Raw genomic sequence first — 22,272 nt, forward strand, 5'->3', positions numbered from 1 at the left:
TTATTTGAGATATTTAACAAGAGTTGTTAAGCTTTGGCAACACTGTGAATCTTTTATAGGGATGTAGATATGAGACTCAAGCTAGTTATTTTTTCCTTGTTAGCTTTAGGAGTCAGCTGTCCAGCCTTGGCTGCAGGTATCTATGTCATCGATAGCGCTTACGAACAAGAAGTTATGCAGGCTCAAGTTAATGAGATGGATTGGTTATTAGGTAGAAACCAACCGGGCGGTTTTGACCAACCCTGTGGTTGGAAATGTCGAATAAATTTAAGTGGTTGGATTAATACCGATGCCTATATAACCAATACGCCTCCAGTTTTTACTGTTACTAATCCTTTTTTTAATTATCCTTTTTTAAATCTTCCTCCCCAAGCAAATCCTATTCGTACTGCTACAAGTGGTAGAGCTAGTGATCTCTTACTGAATAATGCCAATTTATTTATAGATACTGAGGTAAACAATTGGATGAAGGCTAATATGTCATTTGTTTACACTTCATTGTCTGCCGTGGCAGGTGCGCAAGGTATTTATGAAATACCCAATTCATTTTTAATCTATCGCCCCATAAGCAGAATTAATCTCGATACCGCTTATGCAACTTTACAGCATTTTAATGTTTCGCCAGTTTATTTGCGTGTAGGGAAAGAATATGTGCCTTTTGGCCGCTATGATCCTTATAGTTTTGTTAGCAGTGAAAACCCTACACAATTGCTGAGTGAAATAAATGCTAGCACCGCCCAGTTTGGTTTCACTATGCCTAGTGGGTTGTATGGTTCAGTTTATACTTTTGCAGGACAACCTCACTTGAGTGATGGAGGATCAACACGCCGTATACAAAATGGCGGCGTTAATTTTGGATACACTTACACTGATTGTATTAGCCGCTTTAATATAGATGGTGGATATATTGCTAATATTACCGACACAAATTTTTTATCCTCATATTACACAAATACTAATGTAGAGTTTGCAGTTAATAATATACCTGCTTTGCCTGATCAAAAGGCTCCAGCTTATAATGTAAGTGCGGAATTTCAATGGGGGCCGTTAGACTTTAATGGTCATTATTTGGCAACTACTCGCAGTTTTAGAAAGCCTTTACTGTTAGCTTTCCCTGCTCCAATTCCGTCTGAGGTGATCTCTGTACTTACGTTTAAAAAACCAAAATTATGGGGTTTCGAATTAGGTTTGACTTTTCCAGCTATTACAAACCAAACTAGACTCGCAATAGGTTATCAAGCTACCAAACACTTAGCAGGAATTTTACCGAACCAACGTATTTATGTGGATTATCTCATGAATATCAGTCAATGGTTTGATGTTGGTGTTGCGATATTCCAAAACAAAGATTACAGTTTTGGAGAAGGTCAAGTAGTTGCTGAAAACGGCGGTGTGTTAGCGATGGGTGGAACAGGCAACAAATCTACAGTAGGCCAGATACGCGCGAGTATTAAATTTGCATAGTAACCAAATTAAACTTTTTTAAAGTATGTTAATTTAAAAAATCTATGTGGTTGAGGTGTGTGGATTAAGATACATTGAGAGAGCCCTACGGCGGTTCCAATTTTTTAAATAAATGGTTGCTAGTGACCTATCACGGATGATTAATAAATTTTCTGCATTTCTATTTTGTGCTGCTTTAGTAAAATTAAAAGAACCCGTAATAACAGCTTTTTCATCAATAATCATAATTTTATTGTGTGCAATGGCGGGTTTGTAATCTATCCAACAGGGAATATGTTGGTTAACTAAAAAATGGGAAGAACTATATCTTTGCGTTTTTTGACTTTTATCCAATATTACATTGACCTTGACTCCGCGTTTTTTTGCTGCAACCAAATGAGCGGCAATGGGCGCAGAAGTAAAGCTGTAGGCTTGGACAAAAATTGATTGTTTAGCAGCATCGATTACATCTGTTATTTCAGCCGTGCAATTTTGGCCAGGCGTAAAACAAACTTGGATTTTGGGACAAGTATTGGAGTTGCTAATTGCTAAACTGGTGGAAATATGGCAAGCGCTAAATAAGAATAAACCATAGAGTATTTTTTTTAACATAAATATTCTTTTTAAGTTTTAATAGTGTTATTTGTAGTCTATTTAGTTGATTCAGTTAATTAAAAGATTAAGTTAACAAGGTTTTTAAAAGAGGTGCGAGTTCTTTTTTTTGTATACTACAGCGTAAACGTCTTACGCGTAAGATAGCATTCAAATCGGCGAGGGCATTCGAAAAGTTTTCGTTCACAATTAAATAATCATATTCATCATAATGAGCTAATTCAGCTTTTGCGTCAGCCATGCGTTTTTTTATGACGTCTTGCTTATCTTGTGCTCTAAGATGCAATCTTTTTTCTAATACCTCCCAGGAAGGAGGAATGATAAATATTCCAATGGATTCAGGCATCTTTTCTCTAATTTGCTGCGCCCCTTGCCAATCAATTTCTAAGATAATATCGATCCCGGCTTTAATTTTTTTTGTTACCCAATCGAGGGAAGTGCCATAATAATGACCGAAAACGATAGCATGTTCTAACAAAGATTTTTTTTGAATAAGTTGTTTAAATTCTGGTTGATCAATGAAGTGGTAATCTACTCCTTCTTTTTCACCCGGTCGCGGTAAGCGTGTGGTATAGGAAATCGAAACTTCTAAGTTAGAGACAGATTCTAACAGTGCATTAACAAGACTGGTTTTTCCGCCACCTGAAGGTGCTGATATAATATAAAGTGTTCCTGGTATATTCATAATTTACTCGATATTTTGCACTTGTTCGCGCATTTCCTCTATCAAAACCTTGATGTTAACCACGGATAAGGTCAGTTCAGCATTTAGTGATTTAGATGCTAAGGTGTTTGCCTCACGATTCAATTCTTGTAATAAAAAATCAAGTTGTTTACCTTGGGCTTGGCTTTTCGCTAATAAGTTCTTAAATTCATGCAGGTGGATCTGTAGACGATCCAGTTCTTCTGCGACATCCATCTTCTGAGCAAATAATAACATTTCCTGCTCTAAACGGTTAGGGTCTAAACTGGTTTTAATTTCATGCAATCGACCCAAAAGCTTTTTACGTTGTGAATTCAAAATATGCGGTAATTGAGCTTGGATCTGTTGAGTAAGATTTACAAGTTTAATCAAACGTTGATTTAATAACTCAAAAATAGCATTACCTTCAATGCTACGTACTTTACAAAAATCGTCTAAGGTTTCAGAAAATAAGCTCATTAATTCGGGCTGTATTACTTCAGTATTTAATTCAGGGAATTTAAGTAATTGTGGCCAACGCAATAATTCTCCAGGATTTAAAGACGTGTTGGTCTGGGCAAGATGCGCAATTTTCTTATAGGCACCGATAAGAGACAGGGTTAATTCTTCATCGATCTCAATCGGCATCGCTTTATTGATATAGGGTTTATACCGTAACTTTGCTTCGACTCTGCCGCGTTGTAAGCGTGCTTGCATTTGTTTTCGGATTAAGGGTTCTAGATGACTAAAGGTATCAGGTAAAGAGAGAACGATTTCTAAATAACGATGATTGACGCTACGAACTTCCCAAGCAGCTTGACCCCATTCGGCTTGTTTTTCTTTTCTGGCAAAAGCCGTCATGCTATTGGTCATGGTATTTTTCAGGTTAAAAAGTATAATGCCTATTTTTACCGGTTCTATTTTAATCACTCTGCAAATAAAATCTAGTTTTATAAAAGGAAAGTAATCATGCGTGCGACACAACGTGCTTTTGACGAGCTTCGAGTCATCAATCTAACTCGTTGCTATACACACTATGCTGAAGGTTCGGTGTTGGTAGCATTTGGTAATACTAAAGTAATTTGTACAGCCAGTGTGGTACCCGGCGTACCAAAATTTTTAAAAGGTTCAGACCAAGGTTGGATTACGGCAGAATATGGGATGTTACCTCGTGCAACACATACTCGTTCTGAACGAGAGGCGAGTAGAGGTAAGCAAACCGGTCGAAGTTTAGAAATTCAGCGTTTAATCGGTCGCGTTTTACGTGTAAGTGTTGATATGAAAAAATTAGGTGAAAATACTATATTTTTAGATTGTGATGTGATTCAAGCCGATGGCGGAACACGAACCGCCGCTATTACCGGTGCGAGTGTCGCATTGAGAGATGCTTTAAACGTAATGAAACAAAAAGGCGAATTGACACATGATCCGCTACGGTTTCTTGTTGCTGCAGTGTCGGTAGGAATCTACCAAGGACAAGTGATCTTAGATCTTGATTATGCAGAAGATTCCCAAGCTGAAACGGATATGAATGTCATCATGACAGAGCAGGGCGGCATATTGGAAGTGCAAGCGACAGCTGAAAAAAATGCGTTTTCTAAACTTCAGCTAGACGAAATGTTGTCTATAGCAGAAAAAGGAATAAATCAATTGTTCGAGAAACAACGAAAGGCTTTATCAGATAAAACTGAAATTATAAGCTTTTCTTAATAATCTCTTATTAAACTGATACTCATAAATTTATTATGAGTATCAGTTCTGTTAAAACATGTATCCCTTCGCAACAGAGATATTTAGCAAAACCTTTAGGGCAAGGAGAAGAGAAAATAGAAAGCGAAAGCATGAATGAAGAGTTACAATTGAAGAAACGCCCTCTCTTCAATGAAAAAGTTGAAAAAAACAATGGAATTCCTTGCGCTTATTCTCGGACGAGGCTTTTCCAAGCAGAGATAATTATTAAACATGTTCCAAGTCAAGAACTACAGCAAGCTAAAGACTCTTTATATGTCCATGCCTCCAGCGAAGCTACCAGAAAATATCAAAGAAAATAAAACATGTACATTTACAACGTTTGGCAAATAAATGATTGCCTGTATAAAATTGTATCGTTTTATTAGAATTATTAAAAAATTCTAAATACGAATTTTTTAATAATTGCTAAACTATTGATTTAAGTTTAGCTATTTGACTATATAGTAAGAAAGGAATTAAAAATTGTTAAAGCGTGATATCTCTACCACTAATATCTTAATTGCTGCAGCGGGTGGCATGATAGGTTCTGCTTGGCTATTTACGCCTTTTACCGGCGCGCAGATGGCTGGGCCGAATGCGCTCATTAGTTGGATGATAGCAGCAGTTTTTATGTTATTCGTAGCCCTACCATTATGCGAATTGGGGACTATGCTGCCGATTTCCGGAGGCTTATCTAATTATCCGACCTATACGCATGGCAGAGAAGTAGGATTTTTATTTTCTTGGGTCACATGGTTGGCGTATGTGGTGATGACGCCAATAGAAATCCAGGCCATTTTACAATATAGCAGTCATTTCTTTCCTTGTTTGTTAATCAAAGAAGCCAGTTATTTTAAGTTGTCTCACACGGGATATCTTGTAGCAGTAGTGATCATGTTTTTTATTGTGCTGCTGAACAGCTATGGCATTAAATTCTTAGCAGAATGTAATAAATATGCCAGCATTGTGAAATTCCTTTTACCGTCAATTGCTATTGTTGCTTTAATACATGTTTCACCTACTTTGCAAAACATTGATTTGGATTTAACTAATAAAGCCAGCTGGATAGATATATTTTCAGCGCTATCTGCAGGTGGTATAGCCTTTGCGTTTACTGGATTTCAAAATGGGTTGATGCTAGCAGGGGAAGTTAAAAATCCGCAAAAAAGTATTCCTATTGCTATTTTAGGTGCTGTGTTAGTTGGTTTTATTCTCTATTTTATGTTGCAGTTAAGTTTTTTAATGGCAGTTCCGCAAACTTATTTGCAACAAGGTTGGCATCAATTAAGTTTCCCAGGTGATAGTGGTCCTTTGGTAGGTTTAAGTTTGTTGTTAGGTCTTAGTGTGGTTGCTGTATTACTGCTATTTGATGCTGCTTTTTCGCCCTTAGGAACAACGTTAGTCTATACCGCTGCCACATCGCGAATTTTATATGGTATGGCATTAAATAAACATTTACCGCCATTTTTTTTAAAACTTAATCGCTATCAAATCCCGTATGTTACGCTTTATGCAAATTTTTTCGTTGGAATTTGTGCTTTTTTGCCGTTTCCCGGTTGGCAAAAAATGGTGGCTTTTTTATCCTCAGCAAGCATACTTTCGTATGGGATAGGACCTATTTGCTTGTTAGCATTACGTAAAATGCAACCTGAGCAACATCGTCCGTTCAGATTATCCGCGAGTTTAATTATTTGTCATATTGCATTCTATGTAGCTAATTTAATGCTTTATTGGTGCGGTTTTTCGGTGATATGGAAACTTTATATTGCTATTTTAGTGGGGTTTATTATCTATCTTTGTTATCAAAAGCGCCGTTTTTGGAGCAAAAATTTTAGTTTAGTTTGGTTTTTTTCTTATCTATCCATTTTATTATTACTTTCTTATTTGGGTCCCTTTGGTGGCATAGCTCGGTTAAAATTTCCAATGGGTATGTTAGTAATACTTCCTTTTAGCATATTAATGCTTTACTTATCTCAATACTGCTTAGTCAGAGATCAAGCTGAGGAAGAATCATTTGCATTGATGAATAAACAATTACAAGATTTATGAATTCAGAAAATAGTGTGAAGATTCTAAACTAATTACAAACATTCTATCAATAATTGTGTTACACGACATTTATAAAAAAAATTACTGCCATTATTTTATTTGCCGAATCAAATGACACTTGTGTATATGATGGCAGCAGGTCCATGCAAGAATTCCTCTTTTTGATCACATTATGTAGCGAACTAAAATTGCAATGTTAACTCAACATTATCGCATAATTGTTCCTATGTAGGATCTGATGCGATCTGTACTAAGCTTCGCCAATAATACGCACTTCAGGTATCAAGCGAATATGAAATTTGTGGAAAACACAGTCAGCAATTTTTTCAATTAAGGCTTCAATATCAGTAGCGCTGGCATGGCCATTATTAATAATAAAATTAGCATGCTTGTGCGATATGGTAGCATCACCGATAGTTAAACCTTTAAGCCCACACGCTTCGATCAAGCGTGCTGCATAATCACCCGGAGGATTGCGAAACACCGAGCCGCAATTTGGTTCGTTAGTAGGCTGAGTGTCTGCACGATATTTAAGTAAAGAGCGAATCTTGCTTAACGCTTTTTCTTTATTACCTGGTTTTAATTCAAATTCAGCAGCCAAATAAAATTCATCTGGAAATACACTGACACTCCGGTAAGCAATTTCATATTCATTAGGATAACGAATTTTTTTTTCGCCTTGACGATTAATAGTAAGGACTGACTTGATGATATTCCAGGTTTCAGAGCCATCGCATCCTGCATTCATGACCAAAGCGCCGCCAATAGTACCGGGAATACCCGCTAAAAATTCAGCACCGATTAAGTTTTTTCTTGCTGAAAATCGAGCGAAAGCTGGTGAAGCGACACCTGCTTCTGCATAAAGCGTCACAGTGTCGATACTTTTTAATTTTTTTAGTGCACCTTGTGTGACAACAACGGTGCCTTTGATGCCACCATCGCGTATCAGTGTGTTGCTTCCCAAGCCTAAAAAAAACAAAGGTTCTTGTTTAGGTAACTGTTTAATAAAGTAAATTAGATCGTTCATATCTGCAGGTTTATACAGACGATCTGCTTTACCACCGACTTGCCATGAAGAATATTCGGCCAGTGTTGCGTTTTCTATAAGTTGACCGTGTAAATTTTGCATAAATTGGACTCACAGTAGTTGGGTTTTTTTGAAGTGTACCGCGTAATGAAGCAACCTTCGTTTATTCAGGATACATAAGGATTGCGAGTTAAGCGGCAGTCAAAAATTTAAATGCGAAAAGTCTGTTCATTATCAATTGAGAGCGCTAGTTTTTGTGCAATACTGCCAATATCGCCTGCACCTTGTAATAGCAGAACATCACCGTCTTGAATAACTTCATTTAAAGTTTGAGTGAGATTTTCTTTATCTTCAATATGGATAGGACTTGATTGATTATTTAAACGTATTGATTTTAATAAATCGGCGCTATCTGCGCCAGGTATCGGTGTTTCTCCAGCTGAGTAAACATTTAGCAAAAGCAAACGATCAACCTCAGATAAAATTTCTACAAAATCTGCAAACAAATCGCGTGTTCGTGTGTAACGGTGCGGTTGGTAAGTCATGACTAAACGTCGGTTAGGCCATGCGCTGCGAATGGCTTTTAAAGTGGCAGCAATCTCACGCGGATGATGCCCATAATCATCTATCAATAAAGCATGTCCTTGTCGGCATTTCAGTTTTCCTAATATTTGAAAACGTCGATCGACACCAGTGAAATGAGATAAAGCACCCAGTATCACATCGTCTTTAATGCCGAGTTCGGAAGCAACGGCAATAGCGGCTAATGAATTTAAAGCATTGTGTTCGCCAGGGAGGTTTAAAGTTATATCGAGCGGTTTTTTCTTCGGCCGATTGACGGTAAAGTAATTTTTAATTCCTTTTTGCTGAAAAGAAGTGATACGAATATCAGCATCTTCACTAAATCCATAGGTGATTATAGGACGCATAATATCAGGTAAGATCGATCGGACAAAGGGATCATCACAGCACATAATGGCTAAACCATAAAAAGGTAAATGCCATAAAAACTCCAAAAAGCTTTTTTTTAGTTGCTGAAAATTACCATCATAAGTTCCCATATGGTCCATATCGATATTAGTCACAATAGCAATCATGGGTTTTAAATAAAGAAAAGAAGCATCACTTTCATCGGCTTCAGCGACTAAATAACGGCCAGCGCCTAAACGTGCATGTGTACTGGTGCTATTCAATTTGCCACCAATAACAAACGTTGGATCTAATCCCCCTTCTCCTAGTAAGCTTGCCACTAAACTCGTTGTGGTTGTTTTTCCGTGTGTTCCTGCAACGGCAACACTATAACGAAAACGCATCAATTCAGCGAGCATCAAGGCCCTTGGAACGACGGGTACCAGCGCGTTACGTGCGGCCACAATTTCTACATTATCGGGTGAGACAGCACTAGAATAAACAATTACATCGGCATCACGTATGTGTTTTTCGTGATGACCCAGTTGAATGTCAGTGCCTAATTTTCTCAGGTGTTGAGTCATGGCATTTTCTTGAAGATCAGAACCGGAAATAATGTAACCTTCATTTAACAAGATTTCAGCAATACCACCCATGCCAGCACCTCCAATTCCTACGAAATGGAGGTGCTGTATACGTCCCATTTGATGGTCAACAAAGGGGATTTTCATGGCTAAAAACCTATATTGTGGAGTAAGGAAACGTATTGTGGCATTAGTTGACTTATATCTTCAACTTTTGCTTATACTCATCGAATTTGAAGATGCAAAATATATTCATGTTAAATAGCAGTTTTCGCATAAGATGCTTAGTTTAAAAAACTGCTATTTATCTACTTTAAAGCCAAATTGGATTAAGCGATATTCATAATCGATACGCAACAATAAAGCCAGCATGATGCAAATCATGAGTAAACTGCTTCCTCCATAGCTCATGAGGGGTAATGTTAAACCTTTCGTGGGTAATACGCCGGTATTGACACCAATATTAATCATGGCTTGTAAAGCAATGTTTAAACCGATGCCATAGGCAAGATAAGCTGAGAAACGCTGGCCAATATTAAAACAACGATAGCCTATATATAATGCCCGCCAGACTAATAGTGAAAATAATAGAATCATAAATAATCCGCCGATCAAGCCTAGTTCTTCGGTAAGCACGGCAAACAAAAAATCTGTGTGTGCTTCAGGAAGATAAAATAACTTTTGTATGCTTTCCCCTAGTCCCACGCCAAACCAACCTCCACGACCAAAAGCAATTAATGATTGAGTTAATTGATAGCCTGAATCAAATTGGTTAGCCCAGGGATTAAGAAAAGTTGTTAGACGTGCTAAACGATAAGGTGAACTAACCGCTAAAATACCTAAAATAATTGCTACACCGCTTAACAAAACAATAAATTGCCATATTCTTACGCCCGCTAAAAATAACATCCCTAAACTAGTGACCAATATCACTGTCGCGGCGCCAAAATCAGGTTCGCGTAACAGTAAAAAAGTAATGACCGCAAGAACCATTAATGGCTTGAGAAAACCACGGATTTGATTTTGCACCTGTTTTTCTTGGCGTACTAAATAACCAGCCAGATAAACAATCATGGTTAATTTGACGAATTCAGACACTTGTAGTCCAAATGGGCCAAAACCCAACCAACGCATACTTCCATTAACTTGTCTGCCGATACCAGGTAATAAAACTAAAAAAAGTAAACCAATACTGAGTATTAACAACGCAAGACTGATTTGTTGCCAATAAAAGGTTTTTATTTGAACTACAATTATTCCAGCGGCGATTCCTAAGATTAAGTAAAACAGTTGATGGAAAAAAAAATGAAAAGATTGGCCATACTGATGTTCAGAAATCACAATTGAGGTTGAAGCGACCATTAATAAACCGAATGCAAGTAAAGTAGCAATGACAACTAGCAACCAACGATCATACAAAACGATGCATGTAACATCGGACTTGCTAGTTTTTGACATATCAATGGATTCCTCGCGCTAAATTGCTAAAAACATCACCACGCTCTTCATAATTTTTAAACATATCCATGCTGGCACACGCAGGAGATAAAAGAACAATATCACCTTGAGTTGCAGTTTGATGAGCTACTTTTACGGCCTGCGCCAAATCAGCAGACAGTTCGATGGCCGTGCTTTTTTCTAATGAATTTTTTAATAAAGCAGCATCTTGACCAATTAAAATCATTTTTTTTACATAACGCTTGATGGGATCATTTAACAATGAAAAATCGGCGCCTTTAGCTAAACCTCCAGCAATTAAAATAATTTTACCCAAAATGGCTGGGCCTAATCCATTAAGCGCGGCAAGTGTGGCACCAACATTGGTTGCTTTAGAATCATTATACCAAGTTACACCTTCATGCTCTTTAACCCATTGGCAGCGGTGAGGTAAACCTTTAAATTGACACAATGCAATTAGCATAGCTGATGTGGATAATCCAATTGCATGGCCTATGGTTAAAGCAGTCAAGGCATTGGTCCAATTATGTCGGCCTTTGATAGGTAATTTTTCAACAGATAATAAAATTTGATTCTCTTTTACAAAATAGGTTTTTTGATTAATAGTTTGCAAACCAAATTCTTTTAAATCAGATTTTAGTGGTTCTAAACCGAAACTGATTATTTTTTTTGCTTTAAATTTAGGATAAGTATTTGAATCTTCTCGATTCCATAAAGCTATTTCACATTCTTGATAAATTCGTTGTTTTGCTTGTATGTAGGCAGTTAAGGTTTTATGACGATCTAAATGATCAGGGCTGATATTAAGTATGCTTGCTAATTTAGGACGCAAACTGTAAGTAGTTTCTAATTGAAAACTTGAAATTTCTAATACATAAAAATCGGGTATCGGTTCATTAAGCAAATCTAATACCGGTTTGCCGATATTTCCTCCCACTCCAACCTTTAGTTTTGATTCTTCTATCATATTGCCTACTAAGCTAGTCACAGTCCCTTTGGCATTGCTGCCAGTTATCGCGATGATAGGTGCAAGAGCATGTTGGGCAAATAATTCGATATCACCGAAAGGTTTTAGTTGATATCGCTTAATGGCACTCCAGATGTTTTTCTCGTTGAGATCAACACCGGGACTGACAATCAATTCTTTACAATTTTGGAAGTGTTGCGGATTAAAAGGTCCTAAATGATAGGCAGCGTTCGGAAATTCTTTTTGAAATTCCGATAATCTTGGTGGATTTAAACGACTATCCAGGAGCGTAAAAGGCAAGTTTAATCGGGTAAAATAACGTGCACAGGAAAGTCCAGTTTCACCTAAGCCGATGATTAAACGGGTATTACAAGAATTAGACAATGGCATCAATGACTCCGCCTCCCAAGCAGGTTTGATCTTGATAAAAAACAACTGATTGACCAGGTGTAATCGCTCGTTGGGGAATTTCAAATTCTACTAGATATTTATCGTTGCTTGAAGATTTAATTAGGCAAGGCGTTTCAACTTGCCGGAATCGCGTTTTGGCTGTGCAATACAATGGGCTGTTGGGAGGACAATCGTTGACCCAATGCAATTGTGTGCAGGCCAGACCAGTCGAAAAAAGCTTAGGATGGTTGTGTCCTTGTACCACTATTAAAGTATTTCGCGCGAGTAGCTTATCGGCGACATACCAGGGCGATTCAGATTTTCCTTTCCGACCCCCGATGCGCAATCCTTGCCGCTGACCTAAGGTGTAAAACATCAGGCCATCATGTTCGCCAATGACTTCACCAGTTAATGTTTCAATCTTACCTGGCTGCGCAGGTAGGTAGGCTTCTAAAAAATGTCTAAATTTGCGTTCACCAATAAAACAGATGCCGGTACTATCTTTTTTAGTTGCATTAAGAAATCCTGCTTGATTAGCGATTTGTCGTACTTTCAATTTGGTAAGATTGGCCAATGGAAATAAGGTTTTGGCCAATGGCTTTTGACCTAAAGTATACAAAAAATAGGTTTGATCCTTATTTTTATCGGAACATTTACGTAATTGATAGGTGTTATTTTCACGAGATATTCCCGCATAATGGCCGGTGGCAATAAAATCGGCGCCGCATTGTAAGGCATAATCAAGAAAAGTTTTAAATTTAATTTCCTTATTACATAGGATATCCGGGTTGGGTGTGCGACCTAATTGATATTCGGCTAGAAAATGTGTAAAGACACGATTCCAATATTCGGCTGCAAAATTAATAGTATGCAATGGAATCTCTAATTTATCGCAGATAGCTTGTGCATCCGCAATATCGGCACTGGCAGAGCAGTAATTTTCGGTGTCGTCTTCTTCCCAGTTTTTCATAAACAGCCCTTCGACTTGATAGCCTTGTTCTTTAAGCAACAAAGCAGTCACTGAGGAATCTACGCCCCCCGAGAGGCCGACCATAACACGTTGTTTTTTCATGTAATTTTTTAAATTTAACCTAAGCCATATTATTATGAGAACGCTATGGATTAATTTACCTCCATTTAGGCTAACTTTCTAGTTATTCGATGAACGCTATCCCTAATGTACGTTAAACTACCTGGTTCTCAGTAGAATAGCGAAAAAGATTTATTTTTCTTTTTTATTATTGATTAATAAGTTTTTATAGTCTTGTTTAATGCTGGCTACATCATGTGGAGGAGAGAAAATAGCCGCCAATTTACCTTCAGGATTGATTAAATATAAAGTCCCGCTATGGTCAATTTGGTAGTTATTTTCCGAAGATTTGCTTTGCTGAGCTTGAATATACACTACACCCATTTGTTTACTCAATTGCTGGATTCCTGCTAACGGCCCGGTTAGGCCGATAAAATTAGGATTAAAGGCTTTAACATAGGATCCCACTACTTTTGGTGTGTCTCGTCTAGGATCGAGTGTAATAAATATCACTTGCGGGAGAGGGATTTTTTCGGCTTTTAATTCCGTATAAAGTTGCGTCAACATAGCCATTGTTAACGGGCAAATACTTTGACAATAACTGTAACCAAAAAATAATAAGCTGAAATGACCTTTTAAACTATGGTTAGTAAATGGTTTGCCTAGTCCATTTACTAGGTGAAACTCAGGGATTAATTGAGGTTGATCGATGCTAGTCCCGGCAATGGGTAGCGTTACTCGAGTTTTTGCAGAATGCCAAAGATTAACGCCTAAGCCCAAGACTAAAGCGAGTATGGCAAAAATGATAAAGGTTAAAAATCGTTTATTAGAGACAGGGCAAGTCATTAAATATTCCTCATTAAAGAATGGTCCATGAACAAACATGCAAACAGCATGAGTAAATAAAAATTCGAGTAATGAAATGTTTTTATCGCTGTTGTCGCTTTAGTTTGCTTTAATAAATTAGCCGCTGCAACTATAAATCCTGTATTCAATAATAAAGCAGCAATTAAATAAAAATATCCACTCATACCTATGCTGAATGGTAACAAACTAATTCCAGTTAGAAGCAAGGTATAAAGTAAAATTTGTTGCTTAGTAAAAGCAATGCCATGCGTCACTGGTAACATAGGTATATTACTTTTTGCATAGTCGGTATGTCTTGCAATAGCCAATGACCAAAAATGCGGAGGTGTCCAAATAAATATAATTAAAACCAAGATTAAGCCACCTGGATCAATGTTTCCCGTTACTGCGGTCCAACCCAGCAAAGGAGGTGTGGCACCTGCTAAACCACCGATGACGATATTTTGCGTGGTATGTTTTTTTAAATATAAAGTATAAATAAATGAATAAACAATTAAGCTTAAAAAGCTTAAAAAACAAGTTAATAAATTACTCGCTAGTCTTACTATGACTAGCCCAAATAAACTGGTGACTAACGAAAATACCAAAACATGCCTAGCAGAAATTTTTTTTTGTGGTAAAGGTCTTCGTTCAGTACGTGGCATTAGGCTATCCAATCGATATTCTAATAAATGATTCAGTGACCCTGCAGAAATGGCTACTAAACCGATACCTAGCAATGTAAATAAACTTAGTTGTAAGGAAATCGGTTGCGAAGCAGCGAGTGACATACCGACCCAAACGGTAATTAACATTAAACTAGTGACGCGCCATTTCCCTAACTCTAAATAAATTAAAGTCTTACTAAGTAAGTGCGTCACAAAATTCTCTAACATATTGTTCCTTATATTTCTACACATCCTTCATTCTGTCGAAAAAATTATACGAGAATAATACTATTATTGAAAGAGTTTCAGAGAATTTGAAAATAAATTATTAACATTTTAATGGTAAATTAAATAACTTTTTATATAATAATTAAAAAAAAATAACTGGACAAAAATAATTTAATAATGATAAATTGTGTTCGTTAAAAATTCATATTTTTAATTTAAGAGAAAAAATAATAAATAAAAGAGGTTGTTATGCCATCAAAGTTCACTTCTGAATCACCAATAAATCAATTAAATAAGTTAGCTGCTTCAGATTCACCTCCATCCGCTTATTCTGCTGTGGATACTAATAAGTTTTTTGCTCTAGATCTTAAAGAAAATAGTGGAGCTAATCATTCTACAAAAAATAAGCGTAAGTTTATTTCTGTTAATCTACTAGACAATAAGTTACAAATAGTAAGTCACTCTAAAAAAGAATTAGCAAAAGTTTTAGAATCAAATAAAAAGGAAGAAATATTATTAGTTTTCTATGTAAAAACTAGCGAAAAGAATGAATTTGAAAAAGAGATTAAAAGTAAGCTTTCTATGTTAGCAGGTTTAACCATTCAAGAAAAAATTAATGAGATTATAAAGCATTTCCGCGTGGTATGGAAAAATTTCACACCATTTCCTAATTATCATAATATTTTAGAAGCTTACGATCAGCATTCAGGAGAACCAATTCTAAAAGCAGCGAATAAGGTGGGTGAAATATATCTTGATATTAAAAAAAGCTATGAAGATCTAAAAAAACAATATGGTGAAAGACCAGAAAAATTCCAAAAAATATTGGCAGAACTTGAATCTATAGTTGGCAGCATGGAAAAGGAGTATGAAAATAATAGAGATAGATTTCAACATTTGTCTATCGGCTCAATTGCTTCTGTAATTAAATTCTTTGAAAAGAAAAAAGAAAAATTTGAAGGAGAAGCTCAACAGTTAAAAAAAGAAGATTCTAATGATGAACGAAATGAAAAACTAAAATTATTAAAAGATAGATTAGTTACACTTCAAACAGATTGTGAAAAGGTTATTCCTAAAAAAGCAGCTTGCACAGAAAAAATGTTTGAAGAAAGAAAAGAAATTAAAAATGAAATTGAGCTTTTATTTGTATATATTGAGGATTTAATCCAGCATGTTGTTATTTCTGACGAAACAATTGCAGGATTAGATGATAAACTTAATAACTTAGAAAATAAATTGCTTAATTTTAAAAGTAAAGTAAATGCACCATTAATGGGAAGTCAAAATAATAATGAAAAAGAAAACGAGCAACGAAGACAAATGGAAAATTACTTTGCAGAAACGCTTCAGCCTAAATTAACAATTATCACTAATCATTCAAAAAAAACATCTCCAGAAAAAGCGGGGGTTTTAAATAATATTTTACTATATATTCGGCAACTTAAAGAAATGATAGATAAAAAAGAATCTATAGTTGTTATTAAAGATAAAATTAAAAAAATTAAAGAATTTATTGATGAGAATATAAGCAAGCTTTCTATTTCTACAGGTAAATTTTTTAACCCAGTGTCACCAGGCTTAGTGAATGATTTAAGCTCAAAATTAGACCATTTGGTTCCTGAAACTATTGTGAACGATCCAAAACAAAGCGTTGTTTTACGATCTTAAAAAAATGATTTGTTAGAATTAAAAGGGACATCTAAAACGGTCCCTTTTTAATTTGGATAAATTTTAAATAACAATTAAAAGAGTTATGTATGTCATTAATTACTAGATTAAATAATTTTTTTAATAAAAATGCTTCTGATTTTATAGAAAAACAAAGTGTTATTTCATCAAAAAGAATTTCGCAGATAAGCTTTTGGGAGGTCTACAATGAAGCCAATGAGCAATTTAATAAAAATAAATCTGATCAGCAAACAACACTAATGAGTAAATCAGAGAAAGTACTAGAGTTATCTGATGAAAAAAAATTAAATGGAGATCATGAATCTATTCTTTTCTATGCAAAGATTGTAAAAATAACAAGAAATAGTTTACTAACATTATTTAATTTTAACGAAAGAAAATATAAAAATGGAGTAAGAAATAGTAGCGATGAGTTTATATATGAAGATTTTAAAAATCTTAAGTTTTTTTTATAATTTATATTTCATATAGCTAATATTTAAGGTAATTATAGTTAATAATAATAATGCAGCTACAGCATTATGTGCCATAGCAATAGGTAAAGGTAATACCCATAATACATTTAAAACACCTAGACAAATTTGCAGTCCTAGCAAGAATAGCAATAAAATCCCCAGACCGCGTAAAAAATTTATTTTCGTTACCTTAAATAGTTTATAAACCAATAAAACAAGGTAGATACTTGTAATGATAGCCATTATGCGGTGACTCATTTGAATGGCAGTTCGTGCTGTTTGCGAAAGGATCCCGCCTTCGTAAGTGAGATTTGTATTTAACCAAAGATGAAAACCCTCTGAGAAATTCATTGTAGGCCACCATTGTCCCTGGCATTGAGGAAAATCAGGGCAAACAAACGCGGCATAATTAGCACTGGTCCAACCGCCTAAACCAATTTGTATAACAATCAATAATAAACCTAATGTCGTCCATGATCTTAATTTATGTTCCCCGAAAGATTGTCTCATGGATAATGGGTTGAGTCGTAGAATTAATAGCCAAAGCAGACTTAATAATGCTAAGCCTCCTAGTAAATGAGACATCACCACCAAAGGATGCAGTCGCAAGGTGACAGTCCATTTTCCTAATAATCCTTGCAAAAACAGTAAAAAAAGCAAACTAGTCGCTATCCATATGGGTTGTTGAGGAAGTTTATATTTATAAATAATTAAAACAACACCTGCAAAACACAATATTACTAATGTAGCTGCGGCATAGCGATGGATCATTTCCGGCCATGCTTTTTCAGGAATTAGCATTTGGCCACTGTAAGGTCCATTCTTCAATTGAATAGACTTATTGGGTAAGGTTAATTTTCCATAACAACCTGGCCAATCGGGGCATCCTAAACCAGCATCTTTTAAACGAGTTAAAGCTCCAAGCTGTACAACGATGAAAGCCAAAAAAAAAGCAATATACAAAAAATATAAAGCCGATTTGTTTTCCAATTGCATGTTTTATCCTGTTGTTGTTGAAATTGTTAAAAGACGCATTAAATCTTGATAGATATCTTCGCCATCAACATAGCTAGGGTAATATAAAATAATTTTTCCAACCGGATCGGCTATAAAATAAGCTTCTCGGAGATTTCTGAAGTTCAATGCAGAAAAATTTTTTTTAAATTCTAATTTAGAAATTGTATAATTCTGCAAGCCGACATCTTGATGTATAAATGGATAAATATTCGATGAATTTTCTTTAACTAAGATTGAACCATAACATACTTGATGACGATATTTTCCTAATGCCACTGTAATTTGTCGCATGGTATGCAAATTTTTTTTACACAGTTCGCGACAGGGAGCAGTTGCCAAATAAAATAAAAACCAATTATGTTTAAACGAAGGGAGTGTCGATTTATCAGGGTTTAATTTGATCTGTAGTAAATTTAAATTTGAAGAAATTAGAGTGCCTCTATTGATTGTTTTATGCTGTAACCAGCCTGGATTTTTTTTATAAAGTATGCCGGATAGTATTAGTGGAATTAAAAATATCGCTAATAACAGTCCAAAGACAAATAAATAATTTTTTGATTTTTTCTTTTTCATAAACGGCGTATATGTGTTGAAAAATAAGCAATAAGTAAGGTTAAACTTAAACCAAACCATTGAAATGCATAGGCATAATGTCGGCTGGCTTGTAGGGATATGGGTTGCCAAATCGGCGTAAAGCTATAAGGTGATTGATTGTTAATGATAAATATATAAGATTTGAAATTATTTTTTCTTAAAAATTCTGGATTGATAGATTGTATTCTTTTTGGCCATCCTTTTTCATTTGTTTGTGTAAAACTAAAGGTTTTGTTAGGAAATATAATTAATCCATGTAAATTTATTTCTTTTTCAAAAGACGGTATGCTTGGTATGTGGTTTCTATCTATACCTTGTGTGATCCACCCTCTATTTACTAATATAGCTTTCTGCCCAGCGTCTAAAATAAATGGAGTTAGTATCTCATAACCTACTTTATGTAAATATATTTTATTTTCTAACAAAAAACTATGTTTATTATCAAAGTGGCCTTGCATTTTGCTAGCAAAGTAATTTTTATCTAAATCTATATTCTTGTTTTGATTTAAATTGATAGGTACTGACAGGGATCTTTGAAAAAATAATTTTTGAATATGTTTTTTTATGTCCCCACGATGAATTTGCCAAAATCCTAAATAAACAAGTAGGGGAAGTAAGATTATTATTAGCAAGCTAGGAAATAATGTAGGTACAAAGCAATAGTTATACAACTGAATATAAATGATATTTTTTTTCATTAGCTCAAAAAATCCAAAAAAAACCTAATATCCAGATTGCTGCTAAGAAATCCCACCACCAAACAGCAGCATCGAAAGAAAAAACATTTTTTTCTAATAAATTACTTTTATAAATTCGGAAACATAAAATGCTTAAAAACAACAATGCAGCAACTATATTTAATAAATGTAACCCTAAGAAGCCAATTAAAAAACTGCCATAAACACCACTTTGGGCAATGATATGGACATGAATAAGGTGAATAAAGTAATAGGTTTGTGAAATTAAAAAAATATACGCTAGAAAAATAGCAATATTTAGAGTTATGCGACATAATTTATAGCGCAATTTTTTTAGATGATATAAAGAATCTGTCAGAAGTAAAGCACTTGACAATAATATAACTAAATTGAGGAGTGGCATGTGACGCAAAGAACCTATAGCCAGTGTGTTTGCAGTAGTATTTGCGCTTGGAGGTTTTATTAAGGGCCAATGCTTAGCAAAATCTGGCCAGAGTAAATAATGGGTTAACTGTGATGCATCGCCACTTTGCCCGGCTAGCCATGGAGTAATAGAAAATCTTACCTGAATAATAGCGCCAATTAATAAGCCAAATAAAAATAACTCAGAGATTAAAAACCATAGCATTCCCCAACGAAACGTTTTATTCATTTGTTGATTGTATAATCCGGCATTACTTTCTTCTGTAACATGCCATAACCAACCGCTTAACATAAATACTAAGCCAGCTATGCCAATTATAAATGCAATAAGCCCCCATTGTTTATCTAGATTGAGTGATCCAAATGCTAAAAAGAGTAATGCTAGTGCACCTATAATCGGCCAAGCACTTTGCTCGGGCACATAATATGAAGAGTCTTTGTTTTTCATCAGCGTTTGTCCTTTAACGTGATCTTATCTTTGTTGAATCTACTCTAGAAGAGTCAGATCTTCGATTTAAAATAGCTGTAACTGATCTTCTACAATACGAAAAAAATGTATTTTACATTCAACTTAATTAAAAAAATAATTAATAGGACTAGAATTACTTACACTTTACACCGATATTTTTCTAAGTTGTCTAGCTTTAAACATAAGAGCAATTTTAAAATGCGATTGAATGTTTAAAGGCCGAAAGACAATTGCTATAGTATTAGAAAAATAAATCTATTTGTTTTTTTGTAGCTTTTAAGTCTTTATCTAAAATTAAAAGTTGATTTTTAAGATCTTTCCATCCAGAGTTGATGCTATTTTTTAATTGAGTCGCAGTATTTATTTGAGGTTGAATTCCAATGGGAGGATATTTTTTTATCAATGCTTTCAATAGAGCAATTGTTTTCAAACTAGGGATTCCAGATGCATTATCGGGTTCAAAATGCCATTGAAAGGCACGTATGGCATCTTTACTTTGTGTGTCTAATATTTTCGTCGTTTGAATATTGTAACCATATAAACGTAAATTATCTTGTAACCAAATGAGATTGATATTTTTGTTTTTGGATAACTCTTTTAGAAATATATCAACATCCTGTTTATTAGGCCAAGCGCCTATTCCTTGTTCTGCTAAATATTTCCAAGGAAATTGCGGACCTGGATCTGATTTTCTATTTGGGGCAATATCTGAATGACCGACGAAGTCAGTTGGTTGGATTTCTTCACAAACCTTACCGTTTTTGTCTTTTACTGCTAATTCTTTAGTTATTTTTTTAAGCAAAAGTACAAGAACTCTACGTTGATGAGGAGTGTAGTCGTCCCAAACTAATTTACCTTGCTGCTGTAATTCATAGAGATCGTTAATTTTAATATTTAAAAAAGGATCATGTTGCTCTCGAAGAGTATTAGTCAAGTTAGTATATTTTTTGATAATTTTTTCCGATATATATTTTTTGTAAATTTGATCATCGCGTGGAGGAACTAAACCGCGCATTACATCTTCAAGAAATGCAGAAAGTAAGTTTTTTTTAATTAACAAAGAATAAAGGCTCTTATCCTTTTTTATTTCCTGAATAAGAAAAAATTTAATGTTGTTTTCCACTTGATATGGCCATAAAATTTTTCCGGAAGCTTGTTTTAGCCCATATCCATAGTTAATAATTTCGATCCCTACCGATGTATCATTGAGATGATTGCGTGTTTGCCAGTAGCTTTGGCCTGCATGCCAGGCGCGATATTTTATAGGAACTAATTGCCATAAATCGGTTCCATTGGATTTAGCCTCTTTAGGAATTAAATAGTGCGCACTAACATCTCCTTGTTTAAGTACTCTAAGAGAATCTTTTTCGTCTGAAACAGTATAATGCAGGACTATAAATTTTATTCGTTGATTATAATTACAACGATCAGCAGGATTTGAAGTTATTACCAACTGGTTTTGGTTCATTTGCCGGTCTAATGATTTGGAAAAAACCGGGTTGAAAGCTTGTAGTAAAAATGAAAAGCTAAGAATGAATAAAATATTGAATTTTGTTAAGTGAAGATAGCGCATCGATAAATTTTAAAGAAAGATTATGAAATAATATATGAATATAGTTATATAATAGGTTAATTACAATAGCAAGAATAAAAAGCGGTGCAATAGTAGTGAATTTGTTTGCATAAATAGATAATTAGGCCGGAATGTGCCTTAAAGTTTGCGACGTTAATTTGGTATTTTTCAAACCACGGGTGTCGAATAAAGTATAAGCTAAAGTAATAGTATTAATATTTTTAGGTAAATGTTGATCGATATGAAATAAAACCGGCATATCGCGGCGTTGGCCTGGGTTAAATGTTTGTTGGGTAAAACAAAAACATTCAGTTTTTTTTAAGTAACGTGCGGCTAATCCCGGAGAAACGCTAGGAATCGCTTGCACTGTCATTCGACGATTTGAATTATTTTTTGCAGCAAAATAAACTAAAATATTTTCTCCAGGATGTAATTGGATATGCTGAAGTCTAGGATAAAAATCCCAGGGAAGATAGTTATTGTTATTTGTCAAAAATTCCACACGAATACTACGTGACCAATCAATCTCATTCGAAGTTAGATAGGCATTTTTATCGGTTTTACCATTAATACCTAAATTTTTACAAAGTACGTTATAAAGTGGAATCATGGCAAAGCCGAAACCAAACATAATTAATGTTGTAAAACCCAGCAAAATTAAAATTTTTTTATTGGTTAATTTCGCTATTCTAACGGTCATGCTTTTGTATACCCACAGCCAAAAATTTAA

The 22,272-nt window shown here is 35.0% G+C and carries 22 protein-coding genes; 6 read left to right on the top strand and 16 right to left on the bottom strand.

Annotated features, from left to right (window positions below):
- Positions 1-69: 69 nt before the first annotated feature.
- Positions 70-1,464: an LbtU family siderophore porin gene (locus AACL18_RS01220; RefSeq protein WP_339050841.1), complete on the top strand. Its 1,395-nt coding sequence runs from the start codon at positions 70-72 to the stop codon at positions 1,462-1,464.
- Positions 1,465-1,506: 42 nt separating this feature from the next.
- Here AACL18_RS01220 and AACL18_RS01225 read toward each other — a convergent pair whose 3' ends face one another.
- The 3 genes from AACL18_RS01225 to AACL18_RS01235 all read right to left on the bottom strand — a co-directional run bounded on the left by AACL18_RS01225 (position 1,507) and on the right by AACL18_RS01235 (position 3,610).
- The gene (locus AACL18_RS01225; protein WP_339050843.1) at positions 1,507-2,055 is read right to left on the bottom strand and encodes a phospholipase D family protein; all 549 of its coding nucleotides are present in this window, start codon (positions 2,053-2,055) and stop codon (positions 1,507-1,509) included.
- Between the two features lie 67 nt (positions 2,056-2,122).
- Positions 2,123-2,740: a guanylate kinase gene (gene gmk / locus AACL18_RS01230; RefSeq protein WP_339050844.1), complete on the bottom strand. Its 618-nt coding sequence runs from the start codon at positions 2,738-2,740 to the stop codon at positions 2,123-2,125.
- Positions 2,741-2,743: 3 nt separating this feature from the next.
- A complete protein-coding gene (locus AACL18_RS01235) occupies positions 2,744-3,610 on the bottom strand; it encodes a YicC/YloC family endoribonuclease (RefSeq protein ID WP_339050845.1) in 867 nt (288 codons plus the stop codon).
- Between the two features lie 96 nt (positions 3,611-3,706).
- Between AACL18_RS01235 and rph the strand changes: the two genes are divergently transcribed.
- The 3 genes from rph (at position 3,707) to AACL18_RS01250 (ending at position 6,517) form a co-directional block, all read left to right on the top strand.
- Positions 3,707-4,447 carry a ribonuclease PH gene (rph, locus tag AACL18_RS01240; RefSeq protein ID WP_339050846.1) on the top strand — a complete coding sequence of 247 codons (741 nt, stop codon included), beginning with the start codon at positions 3,707-3,709 and terminating at the stop codon, positions 4,445-4,447.
- Between the two features lie 35 nt (positions 4,448-4,482).
- Positions 4,483-4,788: a hypothetical protein gene (locus AACL18_RS01245; protein WP_339050847.1), complete on the top strand. Its 306-nt coding sequence runs from the start codon at positions 4,483-4,485 to the stop codon at positions 4,786-4,788.
- 163 nt (positions 4,789-4,951) lie between these two features.
- The gene (locus tag AACL18_RS01250; protein WP_339050849.1) at positions 4,952-6,517 is read left to right on the top strand and encodes an APC family permease; all 1,566 of its coding nucleotides are present in this window, start codon (positions 4,952-4,954) and stop codon (positions 6,515-6,517) included.
- A gap of 250 nt (positions 6,518-6,767) precedes the next feature.
- On the opposite strand, the gene murB is transcribed toward AACL18_RS01250, so the two are convergent.
- The 7 genes from murB to cyoE all read right to left on the bottom strand — a co-directional run bounded on the left by murB (position 6,768) and on the right by cyoE (position 14,624).
- Positions 6,768-7,646, bottom strand: a complete 879-nt coding sequence (murB, locus tag AACL18_RS01255) for a UDP-N-acetylmuramate dehydrogenase (RefSeq protein ID WP_339050850.1) — start codon at positions 7,644-7,646, stop codon at positions 6,768-6,770.
- 107 nt (positions 7,647-7,753) lie between these two features.
- Positions 7,754-9,184 carry a UDP-N-acetylmuramate--L-alanine ligase gene (murC, locus tag AACL18_RS01260; RefSeq protein ID WP_339050851.1) on the bottom strand — a complete coding sequence of 477 codons (1,431 nt, stop codon included), beginning with the start codon at positions 9,182-9,184 and terminating at the stop codon, positions 7,754-7,756.
- A gap of 153 nt (positions 9,185-9,337) precedes the next feature.
- Entirely contained in the window at positions 9,338-10,495 is a 1,158-nt protein-coding gene (gene ftsW, locus AACL18_RS01265) for a putative lipid II flippase FtsW (RefSeq protein ID WP_339050853.1), read from the bottom strand.
- Position 10,496: 1 nt separating this feature from the next.
- The gene (murD, locus tag AACL18_RS01270) at positions 10,497-11,852 is read right to left on the bottom strand and encodes a UDP-N-acetylmuramoyl-L-alanine--D-glutamate ligase (protein ID WP_339050854.1); all 1,356 of its coding nucleotides are present in this window, start codon (positions 11,850-11,852) and stop codon (positions 10,497-10,499) included.
- Positions 11,839-12,924 carry a tRNA 2-thiouridine(34) synthase MnmA gene (mnmA, locus tag AACL18_RS01275; RefSeq protein ID WP_339050855.1) on the bottom strand — a complete coding sequence of 362 codons (1,086 nt, stop codon included), beginning with the start codon at positions 12,922-12,924 and terminating at the stop codon, positions 11,839-11,841. The genes murD and mnmA overlap by 14 nt, the downstream gene beginning before the upstream one ends.
- Positions 12,925-13,074: 150 nt before the next feature.
- Entirely contained in the window at positions 13,075-13,728 is a 654-nt protein-coding gene (locus AACL18_RS01280; protein ID WP_339050857.1) for an SCO family protein, read from the bottom strand.
- Positions 13,728-14,624, bottom strand: a complete 897-nt coding sequence (cyoE, locus tag AACL18_RS01285; protein WP_339050858.1) for a heme o synthase — start codon at positions 14,622-14,624, stop codon at positions 13,728-13,730. Before cyoE ends, AACL18_RS01280 begins: the two co-directional genes overlap by 1 nt.
- 249 nt (positions 14,625-14,873) lie before the next feature.
- Between cyoE and AACL18_RS01290 the strand changes: the two genes are divergently transcribed.
- Entirely contained in the window at positions 14,874-16,292 is a 1,419-nt protein-coding gene (locus AACL18_RS01290) for a hypothetical protein (RefSeq protein WP_339050859.1), read from the top strand.
- A gap of 89 nt (positions 16,293-16,381) precedes the next feature.
- On the top strand, positions 16,382-16,768 hold the full coding sequence (locus tag AACL18_RS01295) for a hypothetical protein (protein ID WP_339050860.1): 387 nt from the start codon (positions 16,382-16,384) through the stop codon (positions 16,766-16,768).
- On the opposite strand, the gene AACL18_RS01300 is transcribed toward AACL18_RS01295, so the two are convergent.
- The 6 genes from AACL18_RS01300 to AACL18_RS01325 all read right to left on the bottom strand — a co-directional run bounded on the left by AACL18_RS01300 (position 16,763) and on the right by AACL18_RS01325 (position 22,242).
- Positions 16,763-17,764, bottom strand: coding sequence for a COX15/CtaA family protein (locus tag AACL18_RS01300; RefSeq protein WP_339050861.1), 1,002 nt, complete (start codon positions 17,762-17,764; stop codon positions 16,763-16,765). The genes AACL18_RS01295 and AACL18_RS01300 overlap by 6 nt on opposite strands.
- 3 nt (positions 17,765-17,767) lie before the next feature.
- Entirely contained in the window at positions 17,768-18,358 is a 591-nt protein-coding gene (locus tag AACL18_RS01305) for a hypothetical protein (protein WP_339050863.1), read from the bottom strand.
- Positions 18,355-19,077, bottom strand: coding sequence for an SURF1 family protein (locus tag AACL18_RS01310; protein WP_339050864.1), 723 nt, complete (start codon positions 19,075-19,077; stop codon positions 18,355-18,357). The genes AACL18_RS01305 and AACL18_RS01310 overlap by 4 nt, the downstream gene beginning before the upstream one ends.
- A gap of 4 nt (positions 19,078-19,081) precedes the next feature.
- Positions 19,082-19,948, bottom strand: coding sequence for a cytochrome c oxidase subunit 3 (locus AACL18_RS01315; RefSeq protein ID WP_339050866.1), 867 nt, complete (start codon positions 19,946-19,948; stop codon positions 19,082-19,084).
- Between the two features lie 262 nt (positions 19,949-20,210).
- Positions 20,211-21,437, bottom strand: coding sequence for an N-acetylmuramoyl-L-alanine amidase (locus AACL18_RS01320; protein WP_339050867.1), 1,227 nt, complete (start codon positions 21,435-21,437; stop codon positions 20,211-20,213).
- Positions 21,438-21,663: 226 nt separating this feature from the next.
- Positions 21,664-22,242, bottom strand: a complete 579-nt coding sequence (locus AACL18_RS01325; RefSeq protein WP_339050868.1) for a cytochrome c oxidase assembly protein — start codon at positions 22,240-22,242, stop codon at positions 21,664-21,666.
- Positions 22,243-22,272: the final 30 nt, after the last annotated feature.

The sequence above is a fragment of the Rickettsiella endosymbiont of Xylota segnis genome (genome assembly GCF_964019545.1).
GTDB lineage: Bacteria > Pseudomonadota > Gammaproteobacteria > Diplorickettsiales > Diplorickettsiaceae > Aquirickettsiella.